Consider the following 23,952-nt stretch of genomic DNA (forward strand, 5'->3'; position numbering starts at 1 on the left):
GCAACATTCATATGGAATGCTGCAAAAGGAGGGTAGCTATCTTTCATAGGGATATCATCTTATTGAAGGTTTTGTACATGAGAACAAAACACTTTAAAAGACAATTAAAAGAAAGTAGAAAACAAACGGTTCGCATATTTCTTTAAGGGATCTTATTGAAGATGAGAGATAAGAAATATGTAGAACCTCGTTTGCATATTTTATTATAGAGATGTTTCGTTAATGTGGTGTGAATATTTGGTAAAGGTTATGTAATTTTAAAGTTAATGAATAGGAGAAGAAGGATAGCGGAAAATAAAAAAGAGGCTGAGATTACTCAGCGCTCTTCTTTTCTTCTTTAATAGCTGTTTTTACTTCACCAGTTTTAATCTTGTTACTTTCAGAGAAGCGAAGTAAGTCACCTTCAATGAGTTTGTCTGACATGTTCAATTCATTTTGGGCACGATCAATGAGTGGTTGAGATTCTTCTTTCGGTAATTGTACAACTTCGCCAGTAGCACGGTCGTAGAATGTACTGTTCGTATACATGTACTTATCTGTAATGAAGCTACCGTCACGAAGAACAACGAATCCTTTATTATCAGGTGAGAATACGTCATGGCCAAATTGAATTTGATTCGTAGAATCTACACCAAGTAAGTTTAGAATAGTTGGTTTAATATCAATTTCACCAGTTGGTTTTGAAATTGTTTTACCTTCTTTTTGACCTGGAACGTGAATAAACATCGGTGTTTTTTGTAAGTTCATATGGTCAAATGCAGTAATTTCTTCTTTTCCTAAGAACTGTGCCATTGCACGGTTATGGTTTTCAGAAATACCATAGTGATCACCGTAGAATACGATCACAGAGTTGTCGTAAATGCCTTCTGCTTTTAGACGCTCAATAAAATGTTTCATTGCTTCGTCTAAATAGCGAGCAGTTACCATGTAACGGTCAAACACGCCATCACCAGAATTATATTCATCAATTAATTTCGTGTTGTCATCATAAGTGAATGGGTAATGGTTCGTTAAAGTAAGGAAGCGAGTATAGAATGGTTGCTTCACTTCTTTTAACATATCAATAGATTGATCGAAGTATTCGATATCTTTTAATCCCCAATTTAATTTTGTTTCTGGCGTAATCTTGTAGTCAAGCTCGTTGTAGTAACGATCATAACCAAGTGCCGGATACATAATGTTACGGTTCCAGAATGTTGCGTTGTTCGCATGGAATACCGATGTGTGGTACCCTTGCTGGCGTAAAATTTCTGGAGTTGCTGTGTATTCGTTGTTACCGTGTGTGAAGAATACAGCACCACGGTCTAGTGGATATAAAGAAGTATCTACTAAGAATTCAGCATCAGATGTTTTACCTTGCCCAGTTTGATGGAAGAAGTTATCAAAGTAATAACTTTCTTTCGTAAATTGGTTTAAGAATGGTGTAACTTCTTGTCCGTTAACTGTTGCGCCAATTAAGAATGTTTGTAATGACTCAAGAGAGACAACAATTACGTTTTTTCCTTTTGCAGTACCGAACATATTTGGATCTGGTTTACTTTGTGTTGTTTTCACATAGTTTTCTGTTTCTTGTAATTTACTACCGTCGGCAAATGCCTTTTGTGAACTTGACTTCGCTTGTAAGCCAAGATCGTATGCTTGGTGTACATATAATCCTAAGTTTTTAACAAGCATAACGCGGTCGAATGAACGTGTTAATAGTTCTGGACGTTCAGCTTCTGCAAACCCTAGGTTTACGAAGAAAATAGCAACTGTTGACACGAAGTATAGAGAACGCATCGGACGTGCTACACGCTCTGTCGGTGCAAAGTTTTTCTTCTTCTTCAATAAGATGAAGAATACGATAATATCCGCAAATGCAAGGATAATTTTGTAGTTAAATAATTCTTTCACACTAGAACCTAAGCTTCCAAAGTTAGAAGTTTGCCCTAGTACTGGTAAAGTAACGAAGTCATTGTAGAATCCGTAGAACATTACGTTACCAACAAGAATGAACGTTAAAACAAAATTAATTCCAAGTGCTATATAGTTACGTTTTTTTCCTTTTGCAAATAATGCAAGTCCCACAAACAGTAATGATGCTGCTAATGGACTAATGAATAAAATGAATTCTTGCATGAAAGATTCAAGTTTTAAATCAAAGCTTGTGCGTGTAATAATGTAGGTTTTCAGCCATACGGCTAAAGCTACGAATAAAGTGAAACGCACATTTTGAAATTGTGATTTCAAGGTTTCTTTCATTCATTTCCACCCTTTCTCTATCAGGCTTGGTCGATTTTGGAGCGAAAAATGTTAAAATAAAAAATACATAGTTTCTTTTGCCATAATTAGAGCTTCTATATTCACCCATATACGACTTTAACTATGCATACCCTTTTTTGGTTTCTTTTGCTGCTCATAAGTATAACGTCATTTCTGTATTATACAACAAAATTCATTTCTGAGAAACACTATAACATTTTACATTTTTTGTATGTGTTTTGTCACTACCAGAGAAAACTTTATCATTCGTTTATATGTCCGTCAACTAGAAAATATAACAAAGATAGAGAAGAATGTTAAGTGAAAGTGAAAATTTTCATGGTTGAGAAATAAGAAATGGAAATATGTAATGGTTTGTCTAGAAAACTATTATATGAAGGAAAGGGTATGAAAATTAACGAACACTTGTTCTTTTTAGGTTTGTTTGTTAAAATAAAAATTCATTGATAGATTATGTGTAATTTTGATGAACTTTTACTGGTAATATATTGTAGCTTATTTCTTTTGAAAAATAGGGGGTCTTTTACATGAAACAAAAATTTTCAGTTGAAGCGTTTTGGAAAAAAGTAAAACATGTTGCAAAGCAAGCCGGACAGTCGGTCATTTATGCCAGTTTATTACTGTTTTACGTTTTGCAAAGACCTGATGTTCCAAAGCGGGTGAAAATTATTGTAATTGGAGCACTTGCTTATTTTATTGCACCGATTGATGCCATCCCAGATTTCATTGCTGGAGTTGGTTATACGGACGATTTAGGGGCATTAACGGCCGCACTAATACAGGCGTCATTATATGTCAATGAAGATGTGAAAGATAAGGCACGAGTGAAGTTGGCAGAATGGTTTGGTTCGGATATAGACACATCATTTATCGATCAGAAATTAGATCAATAGGTGAGAACTGTCATAGAGTGACAGGGCGAACGTAAGCGAGGAAGTGCATTATGCCATCAGGAAAAACGCATACGAAAATAAACTTAATATCCCTTCCGGTTGTTTTGTTTCTGCTCTTTTCGTATGGATTAACAAATTTTGATTTTTTATTAACTTTTGCAATTGGCTTTTTAGTAGGTACTTCATTTTTAACACCTGATTTAGATACGTACAGTAATGCGTATAATAAATGGGGATTCCTGCGTATATTTTGGTATCCGTATAAGAAAGTAATGCCACATCGTTCCTTTCTTACACATACGATTATACTTGGTGATGTAATTCGTATTGCGTACATGTTAATCGTATTTTCTCCGTTTTTATTTCTATTAAATGTAATAGCACTGGACGGGAACTTAATAGAAATTGCGAAAAAACATGAGGTGGAAATTAAAACGTTCCTAATGGGAATTGTTGTGGCGAGCACGCTTCACATTATAGCGGATAAAACGAATACGCGCCGAAAGAAAATGATGAGAAAAAAGAAGAAACGAAGAAGATAAAGTGAAACTGTAATCGGTAGGGGCACCCCCCGCTAATTATTAGCTCACACTAATCGGGAAAAGGACACTTGCAAATTGCAAGTGTCCTTTTTTTAAACAAACGTTTGTTTAAAATTAAGCTTTCAGCACTTTAATTCCTTTTACAATGTTCCAGATGAAGTAGTATAAGCTGATGATTCCGCAAATAGCTAAGACAATCATTGCTCCAATTCCAAGTGTTACATCTGGTTGGTCCGATCCGATGCCCATAATTCCTAAAATGGCTACGCCGATAAATGTAGCTATACTTGGAATAATATGTGTCCATAGAGCACGTTTTGCATGTGGCTTTGTTTCAGCATCCCCCACAATCCAAACGATGATTGGGAATAAGATAGGGGCAAATAGTACACTAAAGTATGATAAAGCAGCTAGTATTTTGTTTCCATTCATATATATCACCTCATAAATAATGTCCGTTGTTATACTATTATTATGCAGTAATTTTTGCAAGCTTACTATCGATGAACATTACAAGAACGTGACGATTTTGTAAGATTTTTTCTTTAAATAATAAAATTTTCAAAAAAATCTTTTTTTATGGAAAATGCTGTGATAAAGTATAAATGGGATCAGATGAAAACGTTTTCTTAAACGTTTTTTATTTTTAGACTTAAAGGTATGATGACCTGATAGTCTATTGATGAGGTTATTCTATTTAAAAGGGGATTCTTTAGGGGGAGAGAACAATGAACACATGGACACAAGTTTATGATCCGTTCGGTAACATTTGGATTTCGGCAGCAGTGGCACTTATTCCAATCATCTTTTTTTTCTTAGCTTTAGCAGTTTTCCGCATGAAGGGGTATGTGGCAGGGTTTATTACAGTTGTACTTACAATTTTAGTAGCGTTATTCGCTTATAAAATGCCGTTTGCGATGGCGATGGCAGCAACCGGATACGGTTTTTTATACGGACTATGGCCAATTGCTTGGATTATCATTATGTCGGTATTTTTGTATAAAATTTCCGTAAAAACAGGTCAATTCGATGTCATTCGTGCATCTGTATTATCTATTACAAACGATCACCGTTTACTCGTTATTCTAATTGGTTTTTCATTCGGAGCATTTTTAGAAGGGGCTGCGGGATTCGGTGCACCAGTAGCAATCACAGCAGCGCTTCTAGCAGGTCTCGGATTAAATCCTTTATATGCGGCTGGTCTTTGTTTAATCGCAAATACTGCACCGGTAGCATTCGGAGCGATGGGAATTCCGATTACAGTTGCTGGGCAAGTAACGGGTATTGATCCACATAAAATCGGACAAATGGCTGGACATCAGTTACCGTTTCTATCATTATTTGTTCCGTTCTTCATCGTATTTTTAATGGATGGATTTAAAGGGGTAAAACAAACGTGGCCTGCGTTACTTGTAGCAGGTAGCTCGTTTGCAATTACACAGTTTATTACAGCAACGTTTCTAGGGCCAGAGCTTCCGGATATTACGTCAGCACTTGTAAGTTTAGTGAGTTTAGCGCTGTTCTTAAAAGTTTGGCAGCCGAAAGAAATCTATCAATCTAAACAAGCAAATAGTGAAGTAGCGGCAACAACGACGACATCTATGCCAACACTCACAATAGGAAAAGTAGTGAAAGCATGGTCTCCGTTCATTATTCTAACGGTTATGGTAGTTGTTTGGAGCCAAAGCTTCTTTAAATCCTTATTTGCTCCAGGAGGTGCTTTAGAAAGTCTTGTATTTAAGTTTGAAGTTCCAGTCTTACACAATTTAGTAATGAAAGCAGAGCCGATAGTAAATAAACTAACGCCTTATGAAGCAATTTTGAAATTAGATGTTTTATCAGCGACTGGAACGGCAATTTTAATTGCTTGTATTATTTCTATCTTTATTTTGAAAATGAGTGCAAAAGATGCAGTAGCGACATTTAAAGAAACGTTAAACGAGCTTAAGATGCCAATTCTATCTATCGGATTCGTATTAGGATTCGCATTTATCGCAAACTATTCTGGTCTATCTTCTACATTAGCGCTAGCGCTAGCAGGAACTGGCGGACTATTCCCGTTCTTCTCACCATTCCTAGGTTGGATTGGTGTATTCTTAACAGGATCTGATACGTCAGCGAACGCACTGTTCTCGAATTTACAAGCAATTACGGCGCAGCAAGTTGGCGTATCTGAAGTACTTCTCGTTGCGGCAAATACAACAGGTGGTGTAACAGGTAAGATGATTTCTCCGCAATCGATAGCAATTGCTTGTGCGGCAGTTGGACTTGCCGGAAAAGAGTCGGATTTGTTCCGTTTTACAGTGAAGCATAGTTTGTTCTTCGTTATTATTGTTGGGATTATGACGTATGTTCAGGCTTATTATTTAACTTGGATGATTCCGTAAGCGGAAAATAAATAAACTTTGCATTTTTCAGATTATCGTGTATGATGGGAAAGTATTGAAAATTAAATCAGTGATAAACTAGGGGTGCCTAACGTATGCGTAGGCTGAGAGAGAAGCGTGTGAACTTCTTAACCCTTTGGACCTGATCTGGCTCGTACCAGCGTAGGGAAGTTAACGGCTTTACATAATGATGTCTTTTATGAGCCAGGTCCTTATTTTTTTATGGACCTGGCTCTTTTTGTTTTGGCATACGCTGGCCATATCTCGTCCTTGTCACGTACAGGGGGGCAACAAAGGTTATGAAACAATCTGTTTCAGCTGAGCAAATTGAATTGAAATCGAGTTTACCAGGAAGTAAGAAAGTGTATGTAGATGGACCACGGGAAGGTATGAAAGTACCGATGCGTGAGATTGCACAAAGCGATACGAATGGTATCCAAAATCCGCCCATCCGTGTGTATGATACGAGTGGACCTTATACAGATCCTGAGTATAAAGTGGAGCTGGAAAAGGGGTTGCAGGCGCCGCGTCATTCTTGGATCATGGAGCGCGGGGATGTAGAGGCATACGAAGGGCGTGAAGTAAAACCAGAGGATGACGGTGTGAAAGTGGCTTCGAAACATACACCTGTTTTCCCGCAAATGGATCGTAAGCCGCTTAGAGCGAAGGAAGGTGCAAATGTTACGCAAATGCACTATGCGCGTAATGGCATTATTACGTCTGAGATGGAGTATGTTGCGATTCGTGAAGGAGTGGAGCCTGAGTTTGTTCGTAAGGAAATTGCAGAAGGTCGTGCGATTTTACCAGCGAATATTAACCATCCGGAAGCAGAACCGATGATTATCGGACGTAACTTTCATGTGAAGGTAAATGCAAATATCGGAAACTCTGCTGTATCTTCTTCTATTGCAGAAGAAGTAGAGAAGATGACATGGGCAACGCGCTGGGGTGCAGATACGATTATGGATTTATCTACAGGTAAAAATATTCATACGACGCGCGAATGGATTATTCGTAATGCTCCTGTACCTGTCGGAACTGTGCCCATTTATCAAGCACTTGAGAAAGTAAACGGAATTGCAGAAGATTTAACGTGGGAAGTGTACCGTGATACGTTAATTGAGCAAGCGGAGCAGGGCGTTGATTACTTTACGATTCACGCTGGTGTATTACTTCGTTACATTCCAATTACTGCAAAACGTACGACAGGTATCGTTTCACGCGGTGGTTCGATTATGGCACAGTGGTGTTTATTCCATCATAAAGAAAACTTCCTATATACTCATTTTGAAGAGATTTGTGAAATTATGAAGCAGTACGATGTTTCATTCTCGCTTGGAGATGGATTACGTCCAGGTTCGATTGCAGATGCAAATGACGAAGCGCAGTTCTCGGAGCTTGAAACGCTTGGTGAATTGACGAAAATCGCTTGGAAACATGATGTGCAAGTTATGATTGAAGGACCTGGACATGTACCGATGCACTTAATTAAAGAAAATATGGAGAAAGAACTTGATATTTGTCAGGGCGCGCCATTTTATACACTTGGGCCGCTAACGACAGATATTGCACCAGGATATGACCATATTACATCCGCAATTGGAGCAGCAATGATCGGCTGGTTTGGAACGGCGATGCTTTGTTATGTAACGCCGAAAGAACATTTAGGTTTACCAAATAAAGATGATGTTCGAGAAGGGGTTATAACGTATAAAATTGCAGCACATGCGGCTGATCTTGCGAAAGGGCATAAAACGGCTCATCAGCGTGATGACGCACTTTCAAAAGCACGTTTTGAATTTCGTTGGCGCGATCAATTTAATTTGTCTTTAGATCCTGAACGTGCGATGGAGTATCACGATGAAACGTTACCAGCAGAAGGAGCGAAAACAGCTCATTTTTGTTCAATGTGTGGACCGAAGTTTTGTAGTATGAGAATTTCACATGATATTCGTGAATATGCGAAAGAAAATGACTTAGAAACGACAGAAGCAATTGAAAAAGGAATGAAAGAGAAGGCGAAAGAATTTAAAGATACTGGTAGTCATTTATACCAATAACACGTTACACCTCTTTACTTGATTGATCACACTGTAGTACCTAACTTAATTATAGAAAAAGCCCCCTTTGCTAAGACGGTAGCAAAGGGGGCTTCTGTTTTCTTTATAAGGCAAAGAAGAGGTGTACCCAGTAGTATAAGAGGAATAATGTGACGACTGTTGTGAGAGGAATAACGATGAGAGATACGCTTAAATAATCTTTCCATTTTACTTTAATTTTGTTTTGTTTCAGAATATACATCCAGATGAGGGAAGCTAGTGTACCGATTGGTAATAATAGTGAACCGATGTCACTACCAATAATATTTGCGAGGTAGATTGTTTTTAATGTGACTGGATCTAGCCCCATTTCTGTTAATGTGATTGTACCAATCATAAGGGCAGGGTGGTTATTGAAGACGTTAGAGAGGATGGATACAAGTCCGCCCATTGCAAAGCTAGCATAGAGTAAATGCTGACTTACAAGTGGCTCGAGCCATTGCACAAGTGCGGCTGTTAATCCTGCGTTGTGAAGCCCGTAAATAATGACGTACATAGAGAAGGCGAAGATTAAAATGTGCCACGGTGTCTTTTTCAAAATATCGACAGGGTTTGTTCGTAAGTAGTACCATCTCCAGATAAGAAGAACGAGGGAACCGAGCACCGCAACGATTTCGATTGGGATAGATAAGAAGGATGCAACGAACAGAAGACAGCGCATAAGGAAGACGAAACCTAATACTTTTAACATGAATTTTGTACGTTTTTGTTTCGTATCAACAGAATTGTTTCCTTTTAACGGATGGAAGTTTTTCGTGAAGAAAATTTCTTCAATATCATATGAAGAAACCGGTAATTTCTCTGGTAATTTTTTCTTTAAAACAGTGTACATGAGCCATGACATAAACAATAATCCTAATGTTGCAGGTACAAACATCATAGCAGTATGCATATAAAGAGTCATATTAACGATATTTAATGCGATTAAGTTTACGATATTACTTACACCGATTGGTGCACTAGAAGCAGTGGCGATTAAAGCACCGCTTAATAAATAAGGAATTTGTTGATGAGGCTTTAATTGAAGATTTTTCAGAAGAAGGATTAGAATTGGGGTTGTAATCAAAATACTACCGTCATTATTAAATAAAAGAGTCATAAGAAAGCATAGTAATTGAATATACCAGTATAGGCGACGTCCAGAACCTTTCGCTAAATTTGCGAGTTTTGCTGCAGCCCAATGGAAGAAGCCGAAGCTTTCTAATATAACTGCCATAACGATGGTCGCCAATATCGTTATGGAAGCGCCTCCGATTTTACTTATAATGTCTATGACATCTGGCCTTGAGACAAGTCCAGTAATGAGGATAATACCAGCGCCAATTCCTGCTGGCCATGCCTCATTTAAGCCACGAGGTCGCCAAAAGATAACAATCATCGTTAAGAAGAATACAATAATAGTAATCCATATCTCAATGCTCATATTTTACCTACCTTTCTATTTTTCCTTGAATCAATGTAGCTTGTCTCAAGGTCTGTATTGGTAGTATATTCGAAAAAGAATAAGAGGAACTAGACGTATAATAGAAGAAAGTGAATATGTGTTTTTCAAGCTATAGGACAAGTATACATACTAGTGAAATAACTATTAGGAGAGGAGTCTAATAAATGAGGGGCATTCTATGTACGAATGCCCCTCATTTATTCCGCTATTTGTGGGCAGTAAGACTCCTACCTCAAAATTCGGCGGGAGCAAAGAAGTTAGGTGGAAGTCCTGCTGCCCGTAAACGCCTGATTGGTGAAGGTTAATAATCAGTGGGGATGAACAAAACCCTTACTGATTAAAGTTTCACTTTGTTATTTTTCCTTCAAAAAAGTTCGATCCTTCAAGAATAAATTCCAGAAGAAAATGAATCCGGGTAGTAAAATTGCAATCCCGATTGCGTAGAGGATAAGAAGCGCATAGAATGTTTCGACTGTTGTAAAGCTTGTAAATACAGTTACGTCCGGGTAAATGATATACGGTAAATGAGCGACGCCGTAAGCGTAGCTTGCAAATGCATATTGAGCGACGACAGCTAAAACTGCAATGCGAGGAAACCCTAGTGTGCTATATTTCTTATTTGTCCACCAAAGGGAGGAATAGCCGATAACAAATAAAATGATAGAGACTGTAAACCATGGGAATTGCTTTATTAATCCTTGCATTAGCCAGTGTGTTTGTGGGTCCATTACAACGAGAGCTATAATTGCCGTAACGAGCGTTGCAGGACCAAGTATGATGGCATTTCTTCTATAAATTCTATATGCATCTTCTGAACCTTGCTCTCTCGCAAAATCCGCGAGAAAGAGAGAAGATAGAAACAGTTCGGAAGTTAGTCCGAATAGCATATAACAATAAATAACAGGACTAGAAAGAAGTTTTCCGTAAAGGAGTACTTCTTTTCCTTCAGCCATTGTAATGTAGGCACCCTCTGTAACAGGTAAAACGGTAATTAATAGGGCTGGAATTAAGAGCCCTGTAATACCTGAAATAATCCGAAGAAGATGTTGGTACTTCGGCAGAGAGTAAGCAAATACCATAAATGTACTACGAATTGCAACGAGTACTAGAATTAGCATGACTGGTACGAACATAACGGTTGCAAGGGTAAAGGCTGCTTTCGGAAAGAAACCAAGGAAAGCGACAACGACAAAGACAAGAAACGTATTTGTTACTTCCCAAGTTGGTGATAAGTATCGATTGGCAAGCTTGGCAGCAAGTGTTGGATGTTTCGCATATACCATGCCCCAAAAACCCGCTCCAAAATCAATGGACCCTAATATACTGTATACGAAAATAAGAGCCCATAAGATGATGATTGCAATGCTTTCCTCATGCACGAGAATCGCCTCCTTGGTGATGTAAATCATTCTTTAGCGGATGTCTCTTAAAGAATGTCCGTAGTACAAAGACTGTTAAAATACCGAGTCCGATATATAAAATAATGAATAGAATAAATAAAGGACCGACGAAATCAGCGCGTGTAGAAGCATCGACTGTACGCTGCATACCATAAATTGTCCACGGCTGACGACCGCTACAGCTGAAAATCCATCCGAATTCAATACCGAGCATCATAACTGGTCCACATGCGGCAGCTCCCAAAAGAAGCCACTTCGGTAACTCGGCTCCTTTTTTTCGGTAAACGAAGTACCAATATAAGAGAGCGATTGCTGCAACTGCAAAGGTAAAGGCAGCGGTGCCGACCATTAAGTTGAACAGCGTATGTGTGTAAAATGGTGGCCATGTTTCTTGTGGGAATTCCTTTAAACCTTTTACGACGGTGCTAGGGTCTAGTCCCACTAATAGGCTAAGCATGTTCGGAATTTCCAGCGCATAGTTTAGTTCAAGTGTGTTAGGATCCACAACCCCGCCAATTGATAAGGGAGCATGTGATGTCGTTTCAAATAAAGCTTCAGCAGATGCAAGTTTTTCAGGTGAATGCTTATGTAAGGCGATTGCTGATTCGTGCCCCGAAAGCCACATCGTAGCACCTGTAATAAATGTCACGACGAGTCCTAACAGTAGTCCCTTTTTATGATAAGCCACTTCACGCTCACTTACATTCTTCTTTAATAATTTAAATCCAGCGATAGAGGCAATGACGGCTGCTCCAGTCGCATAGGCTGTAATAACGACGTGGAATGCGCTTGTGCCAAAGCTCGGATTAAAGAAAGCCTTCCACGGATCAACGTTAAAAACCGATCCATCTGGCCCCATGGAAAAGCCTGCGGGTGTATTCATCCATGTATTTGCTGATGTAATAAGCACGGCGGATGCCGTGGCACCAATCATGACGAAAAAGAGTGAGATTAATCTCATGAATGGAGGTAATTTATCAGCCGCATATACATAAATAGACATGAATAAAGCTTCTAAAAAGAAGGCGAAAATTTCAATTTGAAAGGGAACAGAAATAACTTGCCCAACAATTTTGGCGAAACCAGGCCAAAGAAGTGAGATTTGTACACCAACAATTGTTCCAGTTGGAATTGCTACACCGAGAAGAATAGCAAAAGCCTTTGTCCATCTTTTTGCCATAATGGCATAGTCGGAATCTTTCTTCCAGTGATAGAGTATCTCACTTATAAAAATCATCAAAGATAGCCCGACTCCAAGTGTTGCAAAGATAATGTGGAATGCTAATGAAGAACCAAAAAACGCTCTTGCTAATGTTACGGTATCCATATATATACTCCTCTTCTTTTTTGCCATTATTTTCTGATTGAATTGGAAGATTTATTCAATAAACTGCCAAAAATATATATGTATTTAAAAAGTGAATATGGTAATATGATGTTTGAATATTATAAATAGAAAGAAATTAACGTTTAATAATATTTTGTTTGTTTTTTATCTAGGAATATTTTATAATCTTTTATGCGAACATAAGTTCTGTTTTGTGGTTGGAGAAGTTTATGTGAAATGGAGAGGGTGTTTTATGTATCCTGAAGTCATTAAAAAGATGGCGTTTTCAAAAGAGCATAGAGATTTATTATTGAAGTTGTATAATAAAGAAATTACACGTCGTGAATATGACCGACTTGTGGAATCACTATATAGACCTTCTAAAGAGGTTTGTGAGGGGTAGAAATGCGGGAGACAATCTAATAGATTGTCTTTTTTAATTTACGTATGTTCTGGTAAAATTAAGGTTAGCCTTATTAGGGAGGTGAAAAGATTGCGGAAACGTTTATATATAGGGATTGGAGTTATTCTCTTAATCGCCTTAGGTGGAATTGTATTTTGGTCAGCCTTACAAGGAAACCGTACGGAACATTTTATTTTAAGACATATGGTGAATGAAAATGGGACACTTGCCACCTACCGTTTAGAAGATACAAAGGCAGGTACTGGGGAAGCGAAAGGCCGTGAAGCTTTATCAGAATCGGCAGGGCTATGGCTACAATATACATTGGATAAAGATGATCAAGCGTTATTTGATGAACAAGTAAAGGTCGTTCAAAATAACTTTGTACATAAGGATCGTATCGTTTTATGGAAAGTCTCTGAAAAGGGAGAAATGCAGTCAGCGACAAATGCACTTATAGATGATCTTCGTATTATAGAACAATTATATCGTGCTTATGAAATGTATAAGGAAGATCGTTATAAAAATCTTGCAGATCAATTGAGTGATGCTGTACTTCGTTACAATAAGAAAGATAATTATTACGTTGATTATTATGACGCGGATGCAGGGAAGCAAAGTGGTTTTGCAACAACATCATACATAAATCCGCATGCATTCTCGTACATGAAAAAGTATGGAAAAGTTTCTGCTGAGCAGTATCAAGAAGTGGTTCAATTTCTAGCGAATTATCCAAGGCATGGCTGGGCATTCCCGAAAGAGTATAAGGAAGATGGTACATTTACGTACGATAAAGAAGTGAATCTTATTGACCAATCATACGTTGCTTACCATCGTAGTTTAGGTGGTCTTTCATCAGATGCTTATTTGGAATTTATAAAGAAGAAGTTCCAGAAGGACGGAAAGTTATACGGCCGTTATAATTTAGAAACGGGAAAACAAACTGTGGATTATGAATCACCAGCTGCTTACGGATTAACGATTTTGTACGTACTACAAACAGGTGATACAAAGTTTGCGACGGAATTGTATGAACATATGGCCACATTCCGAAATGATAATGTATTTAGTAGATATTACGGTGGGTACGTAACAGGCGAAAATAATAATACGCATATTTTTGATAATGTACTACCACTTTTAGCTGAAATGGAATTAGAGAAGAGTAAGAAATAGAAGGTGCCATCCTATGGGGGTGGCACCTTCTATTTGTGTCGTTATTTGTTGATAAATCAATATTTCTTGGCGAAACGTCGATATATTTGAAGTTATGATCGATATAATTTTATGACCTAATATTGGAGAAGTAGTCAATCACGAATTCACGGAATTGCTGGGCAGTTTTTGATAGATAGCGTTTCTTTGACCAACTTAAGCCGATGGTTCGTTCGCAATTCGGTTCAATAATACGTAATTTATTTAATGCTAAAGTAGAGTTTTTTAATAAAGTTAAACTTGGGACAAAAGCGATGCCGAGACCTTGCTTAATAAGGTCGCTAATCACGGTTGGTTCATCTACTTCAAAAGCGATATGTGGAGTGAAGCCAGCTTCTTTACAAAATTCATCTGTTAAATGTCGAAATCCATAACCAGTGTTCATACTAATAAACGGTTCGTCCTTTACTTCATGAAGATAGATACTTTCACGTCCTGATAAACGGTGGCCTGAAGGGACGACTAAGAAAATTTCTTCTGTAATAAGTGGTTCCCAAATAATCTCCTCGCCTTCAATTGGCACAGAAGAAATGCAAAAGTCAATTTCTATATTATCTAGTTGTCGTTTCATAGAAGGAGTAGATGCGAGAAACTGTTGGAATCTAACATTAGGATGTTCTAGTAAAAAAGAACCGAGTAGTTCTGGTAATATTCTTGGAATAGAAACGGCCAGAGTAATAGAGCTTTGTTGTAAGTTAGCTAAATCTTTAATTTCTCGTTCGCCTTCACTTAATTCATGAAAAATGCGCTCTACTCGTTTTAAGAATACTTTCCCGAAAGAGTTTAATGTAATTTGTCGACCTTGGCGATCAAATAACGGGACGCCTAAGTCTTTTTCTAGTCTAGCAATTGTTTTGCTGAGCGAAGGCTGTGCGATATGCAATTCTTCAGCGGCTTTTGTCATATGTTCTAATCGTGCAACTGTTTGAAAGTATTTTAGTTGAAGAAGTTCCATTTTGACTCTCCTTTCTATAGACCAAAAGGAATGAATTGATAATTAAAGATGTATTATACAGTATGAAAATGGACGTGTATAGTAAATCTGTTAAACCATTCTAATGGTGTTAAATTCGGAGAAGGAGTATATTTCATGAAGGGAATTCAACTTGTATTTAAAGATTGGAAAGCGATGTGGCACCATAAACATGGGCGTATCGCTTTAATTTTTTTGTTAATCGTTCCTTTAATTTATTCGGGATTCTTTTTAGCTGGATATTGGGATCCATACGGACGATTAGATAAATTACCTGTTGCAGTTGTGAATTTAGATAAAGGTGCTGCAATGGATGAAAAAACAATTCATGCAGGAGACGACTTTGTTAAAAATTTAAAAGTGAATAAGGAACTGGCTTTTCATTTCGTATCAGAAAAAAATGCTGATGAAGGGTTAAAAGAAGATAAGTATTATATGGTTGTTACGATTCCGGAAGATTTCTCTAAAAAAGTAAGTACACTTATGGATGAGAAACCAGAACCGGCACAATTGCAGTACAAAGTAAATCCAGGTAAAAACTTTGTAGCAGCTCAAATTGGAACGACAGCTGTTGAAAATATGAAAACAAAAATCTCAAACAGTATTACGAAATCTTATACAGAAGGTGTCTTTTCAAAGTTTCAAGATTTGGGACAAGGATTGAGTGATGCAAGTAATGGGGCTGAGAAGTTACATGAAGGAACGACCGATGCAAAAAATGGAGCAACTCGGCTTGCGGATGGTATTAATCGTTTAAGTGACGGGACATCGAAATTGAAAGAGGGAAGTGACAAGCTTGCATCCAGTCAATCTGCTTTAACCGGGGGAGCAAATGAGCTAAGTCAAGGAGCGACATCACTTCATAGTGGTTTGGAATTACTAGCGCAAGGTGAAGGAACTTTACAATCAGGAGTTAGTGAATTAAGTGCTGGTACAAATGAATGGGTGAACGGAAGCGAGAAACTTGCTGAGGGACAAGTGAAAGCGGATGATGCGGCAAGTAGTGTGAAGAAGCAATTAGAGGAGTACATGAAAAGTCATCCAGAAGCACAGCAAGATCCTGCTTTTCAAAAAATCGTTGCTACTTCTAATGGGTTAGCTAAAGCAACAAATACTTTAAATAATGGCCAACAACAATTGACACAAGGCGCGAAAAAGCTTGCTGACGGTCAGCGTAAAGTTGAAGAAGGCATGAATACATTCGGAGTTAAGTTAAATGAAGCTACTGCTGGAACGAAAAAGATAGCAGATGGTGCGGCAAATCTAGCTGATGGATTTACGAAGTGGGGCAATGGATTTACATCATTACAAGAAGGTGTAAATCAGCTTGCGAGTGGTGGAACAGAGCTGAATAATGGCGCTGGCAAGTTAGTGAATGGCCTTGTTAAACTTGACGACGGTGCGAAAGAACTTGCTACGAAATTAGGAGAGGGCGCAGAGAAGATAGCGGATGTTCGCAATGATGATGCACGCAATACGATGTTCTCGGAGCCAGTTCAATTAGTGAAGTCAACAGTTTCTGACGTACCTAACTACGGTTCAGGTATTGCACCATATTTCTTATCACTTGCATTTTATGTCGGCGGAATTATGGCATCAAATATTTTACCGCTTGGCCGTAGACAAAATATGAAGGTAAGTGGAACGGTACACTTTATTAATAAACTAGGATTAGTATATTTAATTGGACTCATTCAAGCGCTACTTGTAGATGTGGTTGTACTAGGAGTTATGAAATTAGAAGTTGCAAGTGTACCACTCTTTGTTTTATCAAGTATTGTTATTTCCTTTACGTTCATGACGTTTATTCTTATGTTAGTAACGGTATTTGGTCTTGTTGGGAAATTCGCGGCAGTAACACTTCTCGTCTTGCAATTAGCGACGAGTGGGGGGACTTTCCCAGGAGAATTAAACGTAGCTGTTCTTAGCAAAATCGGACAGTTTCTTCCAATGTCACATTCTCTTAGAGGATTACAAGATGTTATTTCTTTAGGGGATTGGTCGCAATTACGAATGCAAATTTTAATATTGTTATGTTACCTCGTTGTTGCTGGTGGAATTGCTTGGATTACGAGTCATATACAGCATAGAGAAACGAATACAGAACAAGTTTCTTAAAATGAAAGAAGCTATCCGATTTTTTCGGATAGCTTCTTTTTTATTTTCGTTCCATTACCGCAAAGTAATTATTTTCATTATCAGCAAAATTAAATGCTTTACCAGTAGGTAAATTTACAACTTGTCCAACTGTGACATTTTTCTCAGAAAGGTCTTTATATAGACGGTCTAAGTTATTTGAGAAGAACATAAGTGAAGGTGTATTAAGATTTAGTTCAGGTTGCATCTTCGCGATTAACGCTTTATCGTGAAGGACGATGCTTGTTCCTACTTCTTTCGCCGGTGCAATTTCAATCCAGCGGAATCCTTTTCCGTTATTTTCTTCCGCAATAATTTGGAATCCTACTGTCTCAGTCCAAAATTGTACGGCTTCATCTTGATTATTTACATATAACATAATTTGTCCAATTTGATTAATCATAGGTGTATCCTACTTTCTTTTCTTGTATGGAATTCTATTATATCAAAGATATGGTTTGCATACTTTTTCGTGATTTTTCCGAAGTATGATCTTCGCCCACTTTATATTTGTTATAGGAGAAGGTCCTGTAATCCACGTATGAAGTGGTAGTGTACTGCAAATGGCCATTGCTGAAATCGAGATTGTAGCCGTTATTGTAAATAATAATAGGCTATATAATATTGTGTTTTCTTGCAGTGTGAATAAAGAAAGGAATTTTGTACATAGTTGCAAGAAGAAAAAGTGAGCTAAATAAGCACCATACGTGTAATTTCCGATAAATCGTAAAGCTTTATATAAGAAACCGCGTCGCTGTACGATTGTAATAGATAGCACGTACAGTATCATAATTTCACAAACGATATATAAAAACATAGACGGTTTTAAATAAGTAGAAACGGTTAAATGAATAGAGTTTGCTCCGTAAAAACTAAATAACTCATAATTGATGAATAAAAATAAGATGAAAAATAATATTGTGATAAGCGGGATATGTTTCATGACAAATATACGCCAAGTTTTTAATGATACAGCAGCGATTCCGCCCATAACGAAATAGAACGAGTAGAAGAAGAAGGAACGATCTGTATAATGTAAAATGGTTGAACTAGTCAATTTCTCTCCATTAAAAATGTAGTGAGAGGAGTACCACATTAAAAGGAAATATAGACAAGCAAAGATGGTCATATATTTATATATGTCTTTTTTATTTTCTGTTCGTTTTTGAAACCAATAAAATAGTGTGCATAGTAAAGGGAATAATAAATGAATTTGGAACATCATAATAACGTACCAAAGATGCGGTGCGGCTGTTCCGAGTAGTAAACTTTTTATCCCGCCTTGTAATGTCATAATATCGTTTGTTGTTAATAAGTAAAGAATAGACCAAAAGAAATAAGGAATGAGTAAGTGTGTAGCTTTTTCAGAAATATATTCTTTGTATACTAATTGCTTTGTATAGTGACGAATTAGGTGAAACCCAACGATAAATATGAATGCAGGTGCTGAAAACTTTGCGAGATTAAATAGCATACCCATAATGAGGGACTGTTCAAGTAAGACATTTCCTTGATTCATTGTATATAATAAGGAACTTTGCAAAACGACAGCAAGAAATGCAATGCTTTGCAAAACTTTAAATTCCGGTGCGCTTTGTGTCATTGTTTCCATCTCCTTTTCCATACATGATTATAGTACGGAGTAAGGATGAGAGGTGTGGAATATTTGTGAAGATTTTAACAAATTTGTGGCAAGGGGAGATATCAACGATTTTTCGGATATATCTATTATAACTTCAAATATATCAACGATTCTTCGAATATATCTATCATAACTTCAAATATATCAACGATTTTTTCAATATATCGACGTTTCGACAAGGGATATCGACTTATCAACAAATAACGACAAAAAGAGGATGCTCGTTTAGAGCATCCTCTTTTTGTCGTTATTAAGCAAATTTATTTTTAATCCAGTTCTTACCTTCTACAAGGCGAGCTGTCATTACGGCACAAGCATTATCTGCTGTTACGTTTAACATCGTTGCAGGAGGATCAATAATTGTACTAATTGCTGCGATAATTGGCAGTGCTTCTGGCGGGAATCCATATAGAGAAACGATTAACATTTCCCCAATCATACCTCCGCCTGGAATAGCACCCATTACTGTTCCTACTAATAGAGAAACGACAAGTGCGATTGCTAATGTTTTTGGTCCCTCAAATTCCATGTTGAAAATACCGAATAAGAAAGCAATCTTTAATACCCCGCCTAAAACAGAGCCGTCTTTATGAAGTGTAGATCCGAGAAGGACAACTGTTTCACGAACGTCTGAAGAAATACCCATTTTCTTCGTTGCTTCTAAGTTCGCTGGAATACTTGCGGCACTACTACAAGTTGCAAGAGATGTAACTGTAGGAGAGACCATGTTCTTCCAAAATATTTGAACACCTTGTTTGCGACCTGCAAGGTATGCATAGAAAGTGAAGAATACAAAGAAATAAATTAGAGATGCTGGATAGTATACCATTGCTGCTCGGAAGTAAGTTCCAAGAAGTTGTGGTCCGAATTCGCCAACTAATGCTGCGAAGTAAGCAGCAAGTCCGATTGGAGCGTAGTACATAATGAAAGATACGACTTTCATTGAAATTTCTGCACCAGCTTGTAAGAATGTAGCGAATGGTTTTCCTTTTTCACCAACTGCTGAAGTTGCAATCCCCATTAAAATAGAGAAGAAAATAAGAGCTAACATATTTTCACGAGATAGTAACTTCGAGAAGTCAGATACTGTTAGAATACCAACGATTTGATCTGCAACACTAACTGCTTTTTCAGCTTTGTCAGGTTGTGTTAATTCTAATACAACACCTTGTGCTGGCGGGAATACTTTCACGACAATAATCATAAAAATAGCAGCTAAAATACTCGTAAATAAGAAAGTCCCAGCCATACTAGACATAATTTTACCGAAACGTTTTAATCCATCCATATTAGCAATAGATGACGCGATGCTAAAGAACACTAACGGTACAACAATCGTAAACATTAAGTTTAAGAAAATGTCACCAAGCGGCTTTAAAGCAACTGCATCGGCACCCATGAAATAACCAATGAAACCACCAATTAGGATAGAAGATAATAAAATAAGTGGAAAGCGATATGCCTTCATAAATATATCCTCCTATCAATTAAAAAAATCATACTGAATTATTATAGCGAGTTAGAGTCCCCTTTACTAGGAAAATACCGATAGATGGAATAGCGTGAAAACCGAGAAATTTTTGTTTTTAAGCTCGGCATACAGTTAGAAATCTAGACATATATATTTGTAACCTAGTGGTAGCAAGGGATGTACCATAACTTAGGTTTAGAAAAAAGGGGAGGGATGCGGGATGAATATTTTGCTTTGCTGTGCAGCGGGAATGTCTTCCAGTTTGATTGTTACAAAAATGGAGAAAGCAGCACAGGCAAAAGGGATAGAGGTAAAGATTTGGGCTGTATCAGGTTCTGAAGTGAATAGTCACATCGATGAAGCAGATGTACTTTTACTTGGACCGCAAGTACGTTATTTATTACCGAAAATGAAAGAACTATGTAAGGGGAAAGGGATACCTGTTGATGTCATTCAATCCGTCCATTACGGACTTTGTAATGGGGAGGCTATCTTGCAAGCAGCTTTGTCAATGAAACCATGAGGAGAGTGGGATAGATGATACGGTTTTTAGAAAAATATGTAATGCCAATAGCAGGAAAGGTAGCAGAGCAGAGGCATTTGCAAGCTATACGTGATGGAATTATTTTAACGATGCCTTTCTTAATTATTGGATCATTTTTTCTTATTATTAGCGCATTACCAATACCAGGTTATAATGATTTTATGGCAGGGTTGTTTGGTGAGAGTTGGCAGAAAGCTTTGGGGTATCCAGTTAGTGCAACTTTTAATATAATGGCTTTAATAGCTGTTTTTGGAATCGCTTACAGACTTGGAGAGTATTATAAAGTGGATGCTTTAGCATCCGGGGCATTGTCGCTTGTGACATTTTTACTTGCGACTCCATTTCAAGTTGCATATATTATACCAAGCACGAAGGAAAGTGTGATTGTAGATGGAGCAATCCCAGCGGCGTTAATGGGAAGCCAAGGTTTATTTGTAGCGATGATTATTGCAATTATATCTACTGAAATATACCGATTTATTGTACAGAAAAAAATGATTATAAAGATGCCTGAGACAGTTCCACCTGCAGTAACACGTTCATTTGCTGCTCTTATTCCAGGATTTATTGTTGTGACAGTTGTTTGGATCATTAGATTGATTTTTGAACACACAACTTTCGGAAGTATTCATAATGTTGTAGGGAAGCTGCTACAAGAGCCACTTAGTGTACTTGGTGCTAGTCTTTGGGGCGCTGTAATTGCAGTTATTATTGTCCATGTTCTTTGGGCGTGCGGAATTCATGGTGCTGCAATTGTTGGTGGTGTAATGAGCCCGATTTGGTTATCGTTAATGGATCAAAACCGAGTTGCTTTTCAAGCAGGGCAAGATGTACCAAATACGATTACCGCACAGTTTTTTGATTTATGGATTTATATGGGCGGTTCCGGTGCAACACTTGCTTTAGTTGTAGGAATGTTATTGTTTGCACGAAGTCAGCAATTAAAAAGTATTGGTCGATTGTCCATTGCACCTGGTATTTTTAATATTAATGAAATGGTGACGTTCGGCATGCCGATTGTAATGAATCCACTTTTACTTATTCCATTTATATTAGTTCCAGTTGTGTTAACGCTTGTTTCTTACTTTGCGATGGAATGGGGATTAGTTGCTCGTCCGAGCGGAGCGGCTGTACCTTGGACGACACCTATTCTTTTTAGTGGATATTTAGGATCGGGTGGGAAAATTTCAGGGGTTATTTTGCAACTTGTTAACTTTGCACTAGCATTCTTTATTTACTTACCATTCTTAAAAATATGGGATAAACAAAAATTAGCAGAAGAAAAGGGGGAGTAAAGAACTAAAATGGATACGATAGAGACGAAAGCTTTTCATCTAATCTTGCATGGGGGAAATGCAAGAAGTTGTTCAATGGAAGCAATTGATTGCGCGAAGCGTGGGGCGTTTACAGAAGCGGAAGCCAAATTACAAGAAGCACTAGAAGAATTAAAAGAGGCGCATCGTGTACAAACGGAGCTTATACAAAAAGAGGCTGGTGGCGAAAAGACAGAGGTTACCTTACTGATGGTGCACGCGCAAGATCATTTAATGAATGCGATTACAGTAAAGGAATTAGCGAGTGAATTTGTAGAGTTATATAGGAAGATGTCAGTGAATGAATGAACCTTGCGTATGCAAGGTTTTTTTATGTATTTGCCCGCACCATCAGTGGGTGTTCATCCCACTGATGGTAGTTGCAATCCTCCTTTTTACGGATGAGTAAGAGAAATAGTTAATCGATAGTAACAATTTCTCCTATACCACGAATCAATTTTTTTATTTGTATCTGCTCCGGTTTTAATATATTTACGATATAATCAATCGCCATTTGTGGTTCAACAGTTGTACCGCATGTATAGCAATCAATTGCTGCAAAGTTTTTTTCTGGATAAGTGTGAATAGAAAGATGGCTCTCTGATAGTAACACTAATACTGTAACGCCATAAGGATGGAATTCTTTTGTACTTACATTTAAAACATGTGCGCCAGAATGGTCGGCAGCGACAACTAAATGGCGTTCTAAAAAGTGAATATCATCTAAGAGGGAAAAATCCACTCCCCACAAATCTACTATTATATGTTTACCGAAAGTAGAATATTCCATAGGTTAGCACTCCTTACTATAATATCGTCAAAACTCCATTTCCTTTTTGTAACATTGATGTAGGATAAGATTGGATTCTGAGTTTAGAAGAACGAGATTACGGTGATCTAAATGTTCTTCTTTAAATTGAAATAAAGGAAAAAGAAGAGAAGGTAATGTTCGAGGAGTTGGTACTACGTATAATTGCTCAATTTGATCGAGTACATAGGCAGAATTAGCTGCAATATGAAATCCCCAGTCAGTTCCGAAAGAAGGAACAATTATATGATAGCTTTTTACAATTAAGCCGGCATTTTCAATTGTATTACCGATACTCCAATATACAAGAGGTGCATCAGCAGGTGAATTAGATTGGCAGACGAAAGCACCATCTTCTGTTAAGAATGTAGCTATACGAGCAAAAAGTTCGCTTGTATATAAAGTACTTAATAACTCTGTCGCTGGATCAGGGAAATCAATGATGATTACATCGTATAAAGAGGAAGGAGAATTCAAAAACTCTTTTGCATCGCATACGTGTGCATTCACACGATTATCAAAAAATGCGCTTTTATTCAAAGAAACTAATTCAGGAACGTTACGCGCCATATTAATCATTGCCTCGTCTAGATCAACAAGGTCTACATGTAGTACTGTTTCATATTTCAATACCTCTCGTAAGGCAAGACCATCGCCACCGCCTAATATGAGAACACGTTTTGGATCAATTACCTTTGACATAATCGGATGCACAAGTGCTTCATGATAAATTTGCTCATCAACAGAACTAAATTGTAGTTGTTTGTCCAAATAGAGGCGAACATCGCTGACTTGTACTAAATTAATATTTTGATAATTACTTTTTTCTTCAAATAAATTTGTGTGTTCCCCAGCTTGTATTTCTTTTAGAGAAATTTCATCCCATATATCTAAGCTGTGTGAATCTGTGGGTACTATGACTACATTTTCCGATTGTACGTGCTTGTCTTGCTTATCTGGTTTATCCTGTTTATCCTGTTTGTCCTGTTTGTCCTGTTTGTCCTGTTTGTCCTGTTTGTCCTGTTTGTCCTGTTTGTCCTGTTTGTCCTGTTTGTCCTGTTTGTCCTGTTTGTCCTGTTTGTCCTGTTTGTCC

The 23,952-nt window shown here is 37.6% G+C and carries 22 protein-coding genes and 1 riboswitch; of the genes, 11 read left to right on the forward strand and 11 right to left on the reverse strand.

What is annotated here, in order from left to right; all coding sequences use genetic code 11:
- Positions 1–312: 312 nt before the first annotated feature.
- A complete protein-coding gene (locus ACS2MN_RS29725) occupies positions 313–2,241 on the reverse strand; it encodes an LTA synthase family protein (protein WP_000665340.1) in 1,929 nt (642 codons plus the stop codon).
- Positions 2,242–2,789: 548 nt separating this feature from the next.
- Here ACS2MN_RS29725 and ACS2MN_RS29730 point away from each other — a divergent pair.
- Entirely contained in the window at positions 2,790–3,155 is a 366-nt protein-coding gene (locus ACS2MN_RS29730) for a YkvA family protein (RefSeq protein ID WP_000810376.1), read from the forward strand.
- Between the two features lie 50 nt (positions 3,156–3,205).
- Complete coding sequence (locus tag ACS2MN_RS29735) at positions 3,206–3,697, forward strand: metal-binding protein (RefSeq protein WP_001139015.1); 492 nt, start codon at positions 3,206–3,208, stop codon at positions 3,695–3,697.
- Between the two features lie 114 nt (positions 3,698–3,811).
- Here the strand turns inward: ACS2MN_RS29735 and ACS2MN_RS29740 are convergent, their stop codons facing one another.
- Positions 3,812–4,129 (reverse strand): DUF4870 domain-containing protein, encoded by a 318-nt coding sequence (locus ACS2MN_RS29740; protein ID WP_001014094.1) that lies wholly within the window; start codon positions 4,127–4,129, stop codon positions 3,812–3,814.
- A gap of 296 nt (positions 4,130–4,425) precedes the next feature.
- Between ACS2MN_RS29740 and lldP the strand changes: the two genes are divergently transcribed.
- Both lldP and thiC read left to right on the forward strand, forming a co-directional pair.
- Entirely contained in the window at positions 4,426–6,084 is a 1,659-nt protein-coding gene (gene lldP / locus ACS2MN_RS29745) for an L-lactate permease (protein ID WP_346995081.1), read from the forward strand.
- A gap of 70 nt (positions 6,085–6,154) precedes the next feature.
- Positions 6,155–6,270: riboswitch (TPP riboswitch) on the forward strand.
- Positions 6,271–6,383: 113 nt separating this feature from the next.
- On the forward strand, positions 6,384–8,144 hold the full coding sequence (gene thiC, locus ACS2MN_RS29750; RefSeq protein ID WP_087950882.1) for a phosphomethylpyrimidine synthase ThiC: 1,761 nt from the start codon (positions 6,384–6,386) through the stop codon (positions 8,142–8,144).
- A gap of 103 nt (positions 8,145–8,247) precedes the next feature.
- Here thiC and ACS2MN_RS29755 read toward each other — a convergent pair whose 3' ends face one another.
- Entirely contained in the window at positions 8,248–9,606 is a 1,359-nt protein-coding gene (locus tag ACS2MN_RS29755; RefSeq protein ID WP_346995080.1) for an arsenic transporter, read from the reverse strand.
- Between the two features lie 185 nt (positions 9,607–9,791).
- On the opposite strand from ACS2MN_RS29755, the gene ACS2MN_RS29760 reads away from it, so the two are divergent.
- Positions 9,792–9,932: a hypothetical protein gene (locus tag ACS2MN_RS29760; protein WP_001214071.1), complete on the forward strand. Its 141-nt coding sequence runs from the start codon at positions 9,792–9,794 to the stop codon at positions 9,930–9,932.
- A 48-nt stretch (positions 9,933–9,980) separates the two neighbouring features.
- Here the strand turns inward: ACS2MN_RS29760 and ACS2MN_RS29765 are convergent, their stop codons facing one another.
- Entirely contained in the window at positions 9,981–11,006 is a 1,026-nt protein-coding gene (locus ACS2MN_RS29765) for a cytochrome d ubiquinol oxidase subunit II (protein WP_000544171.1), read from the reverse strand.
- Positions 10,999–12,354, reverse strand: coding sequence for a cytochrome ubiquinol oxidase subunit I (cydA, locus tag ACS2MN_RS29770; RefSeq protein ID WP_000381961.1), 1,356 nt, complete (start codon positions 12,352–12,354; stop codon positions 10,999–11,001). The genes ACS2MN_RS29765 and cydA overlap by 8 nt, the downstream gene beginning before the upstream one ends.
- Before the next feature lie 253 nt (positions 12,355–12,607).
- On the opposite strand from cydA, the gene ACS2MN_RS29775 reads away from it, so the two are divergent.
- Both ACS2MN_RS29775 and ACS2MN_RS29780 read left to right on the forward strand, forming a co-directional pair.
- Positions 12,608–12,757 (forward strand): hypothetical protein, encoded by a 150-nt coding sequence (locus tag ACS2MN_RS29775; RefSeq protein WP_000283176.1) that lies wholly within the window; start codon positions 12,608–12,610, stop codon positions 12,755–12,757.
- A 90-nt stretch (positions 12,758–12,847) separates the two neighbouring features.
- Positions 12,848–13,933 (forward strand): hypothetical protein, encoded by a 1,086-nt coding sequence (locus ACS2MN_RS29780; protein ID WP_001231684.1) that lies wholly within the window; start codon positions 12,848–12,850, stop codon positions 13,931–13,933.
- Between the two features lie 109 nt (positions 13,934–14,042).
- Here the strand turns inward: ACS2MN_RS29780 and ACS2MN_RS29785 are convergent, their stop codons facing one another.
- Positions 14,043–14,927, reverse strand: a complete 885-nt coding sequence (locus tag ACS2MN_RS29785; protein ID WP_000421933.1) for a LysR family transcriptional regulator — start codon at positions 14,925–14,927, stop codon at positions 14,043–14,045.
- Between the two features lie 135 nt (positions 14,928–15,062).
- Here ACS2MN_RS29785 and ACS2MN_RS29790 point away from each other — a divergent pair, with 135 nt between their 5' ends.
- Positions 15,063–17,063, forward strand: coding sequence for a YhgE/Pip domain-containing protein (locus ACS2MN_RS29790; RefSeq protein ID WP_346995079.1), 2,001 nt, complete (start codon positions 15,063–15,065; stop codon positions 17,061–17,063).
- A gap of 40 nt (positions 17,064–17,103) precedes the next feature.
- On the opposite strand, the gene ACS2MN_RS29795 is transcribed toward ACS2MN_RS29790, so the two are convergent.
- From ACS2MN_RS29795 to ACS2MN_RS29805, 3 genes are all read right to left on the reverse strand, one after another.
- Positions 17,104–17,484: a VOC family protein gene (locus ACS2MN_RS29795; protein ID WP_088055733.1), complete on the reverse strand. Its 381-nt coding sequence runs from the start codon at positions 17,482–17,484 to the stop codon at positions 17,104–17,106.
- 42 nt (positions 17,485–17,526) lie between these two features.
- On the reverse strand, positions 17,527–18,684 hold the full coding sequence (locus tag ACS2MN_RS29800; RefSeq protein ID WP_088055732.1) for an acyltransferase: 1,158 nt from the start codon (positions 18,682–18,684) through the stop codon (positions 17,527–17,529).
- A 289-nt stretch (positions 18,685–18,973) separates the two neighbouring features.
- Positions 18,974–20,191, reverse strand: a complete 1,218-nt coding sequence (locus ACS2MN_RS29805; RefSeq protein WP_000649369.1) for a dicarboxylate/amino acid:cation symporter — start codon at positions 20,189–20,191, stop codon at positions 18,974–18,976.
- 223 nt (positions 20,192–20,414) lie between these two features.
- Between ACS2MN_RS29805 and ACS2MN_RS29810 the strand changes: the two genes are divergently transcribed.
- Genes ACS2MN_RS29810 through ACS2MN_RS29820 form a run of 3 tightly spaced genes read left to right on the forward strand, consistent with a single transcriptional unit; the run spans position 20,415 to position 22,360 of the window.
- Entirely contained in the window at positions 20,415–20,717 is a 303-nt protein-coding gene (locus ACS2MN_RS29810; RefSeq protein ID WP_001023559.1) for a PTS sugar transporter subunit IIB, read from the forward strand.
- Positions 20,718–20,731: 14 nt separating this feature from the next.
- Positions 20,732–22,033: a PTS cellobiose transporter subunit IIC gene (gene celB, locus ACS2MN_RS29815; RefSeq protein WP_000617765.1), complete on the forward strand. Its 1,302-nt coding sequence runs from the start codon at positions 20,732–20,734 to the stop codon at positions 22,031–22,033.
- Positions 22,034–22,042: 9 nt separating this feature from the next.
- Positions 22,043–22,360 (forward strand): PTS lactose/cellobiose transporter subunit IIA, encoded by a 318-nt coding sequence (locus ACS2MN_RS29820; protein WP_000379629.1) that lies wholly within the window; start codon positions 22,043–22,045, stop codon positions 22,358–22,360.
- A gap of 109 nt (positions 22,361–22,469) precedes the next feature.
- Here ACS2MN_RS29820 and speD read toward each other — a convergent pair whose 3' ends face one another.
- On the reverse strand, positions 22,470–22,841 hold the full coding sequence (gene speD / locus ACS2MN_RS29825; RefSeq protein WP_000456812.1) for an adenosylmethionine decarboxylase: 372 nt from the start codon (positions 22,839–22,841) through the stop codon (positions 22,470–22,472).
- A gap of 27 nt (positions 22,842–22,868) precedes the next feature.
- The coding region (locus ACS2MN_RS29830; RefSeq protein ID WP_438894897.1) for a polyamine aminopropyltransferase at positions 22,869–23,952 on the reverse strand (1,084 nt) is incomplete at its 5' end.

This window comes from Bacillus cereus group sp. BceL062 (genome assembly GCF_051780025.1).
In the GTDB taxonomy this organism is placed as follows: domain Bacteria; phylum Bacillota; class Bacilli; order Bacillales; family Bacillaceae_G; genus Bacillus_A; species Bacillus_A toyonensis.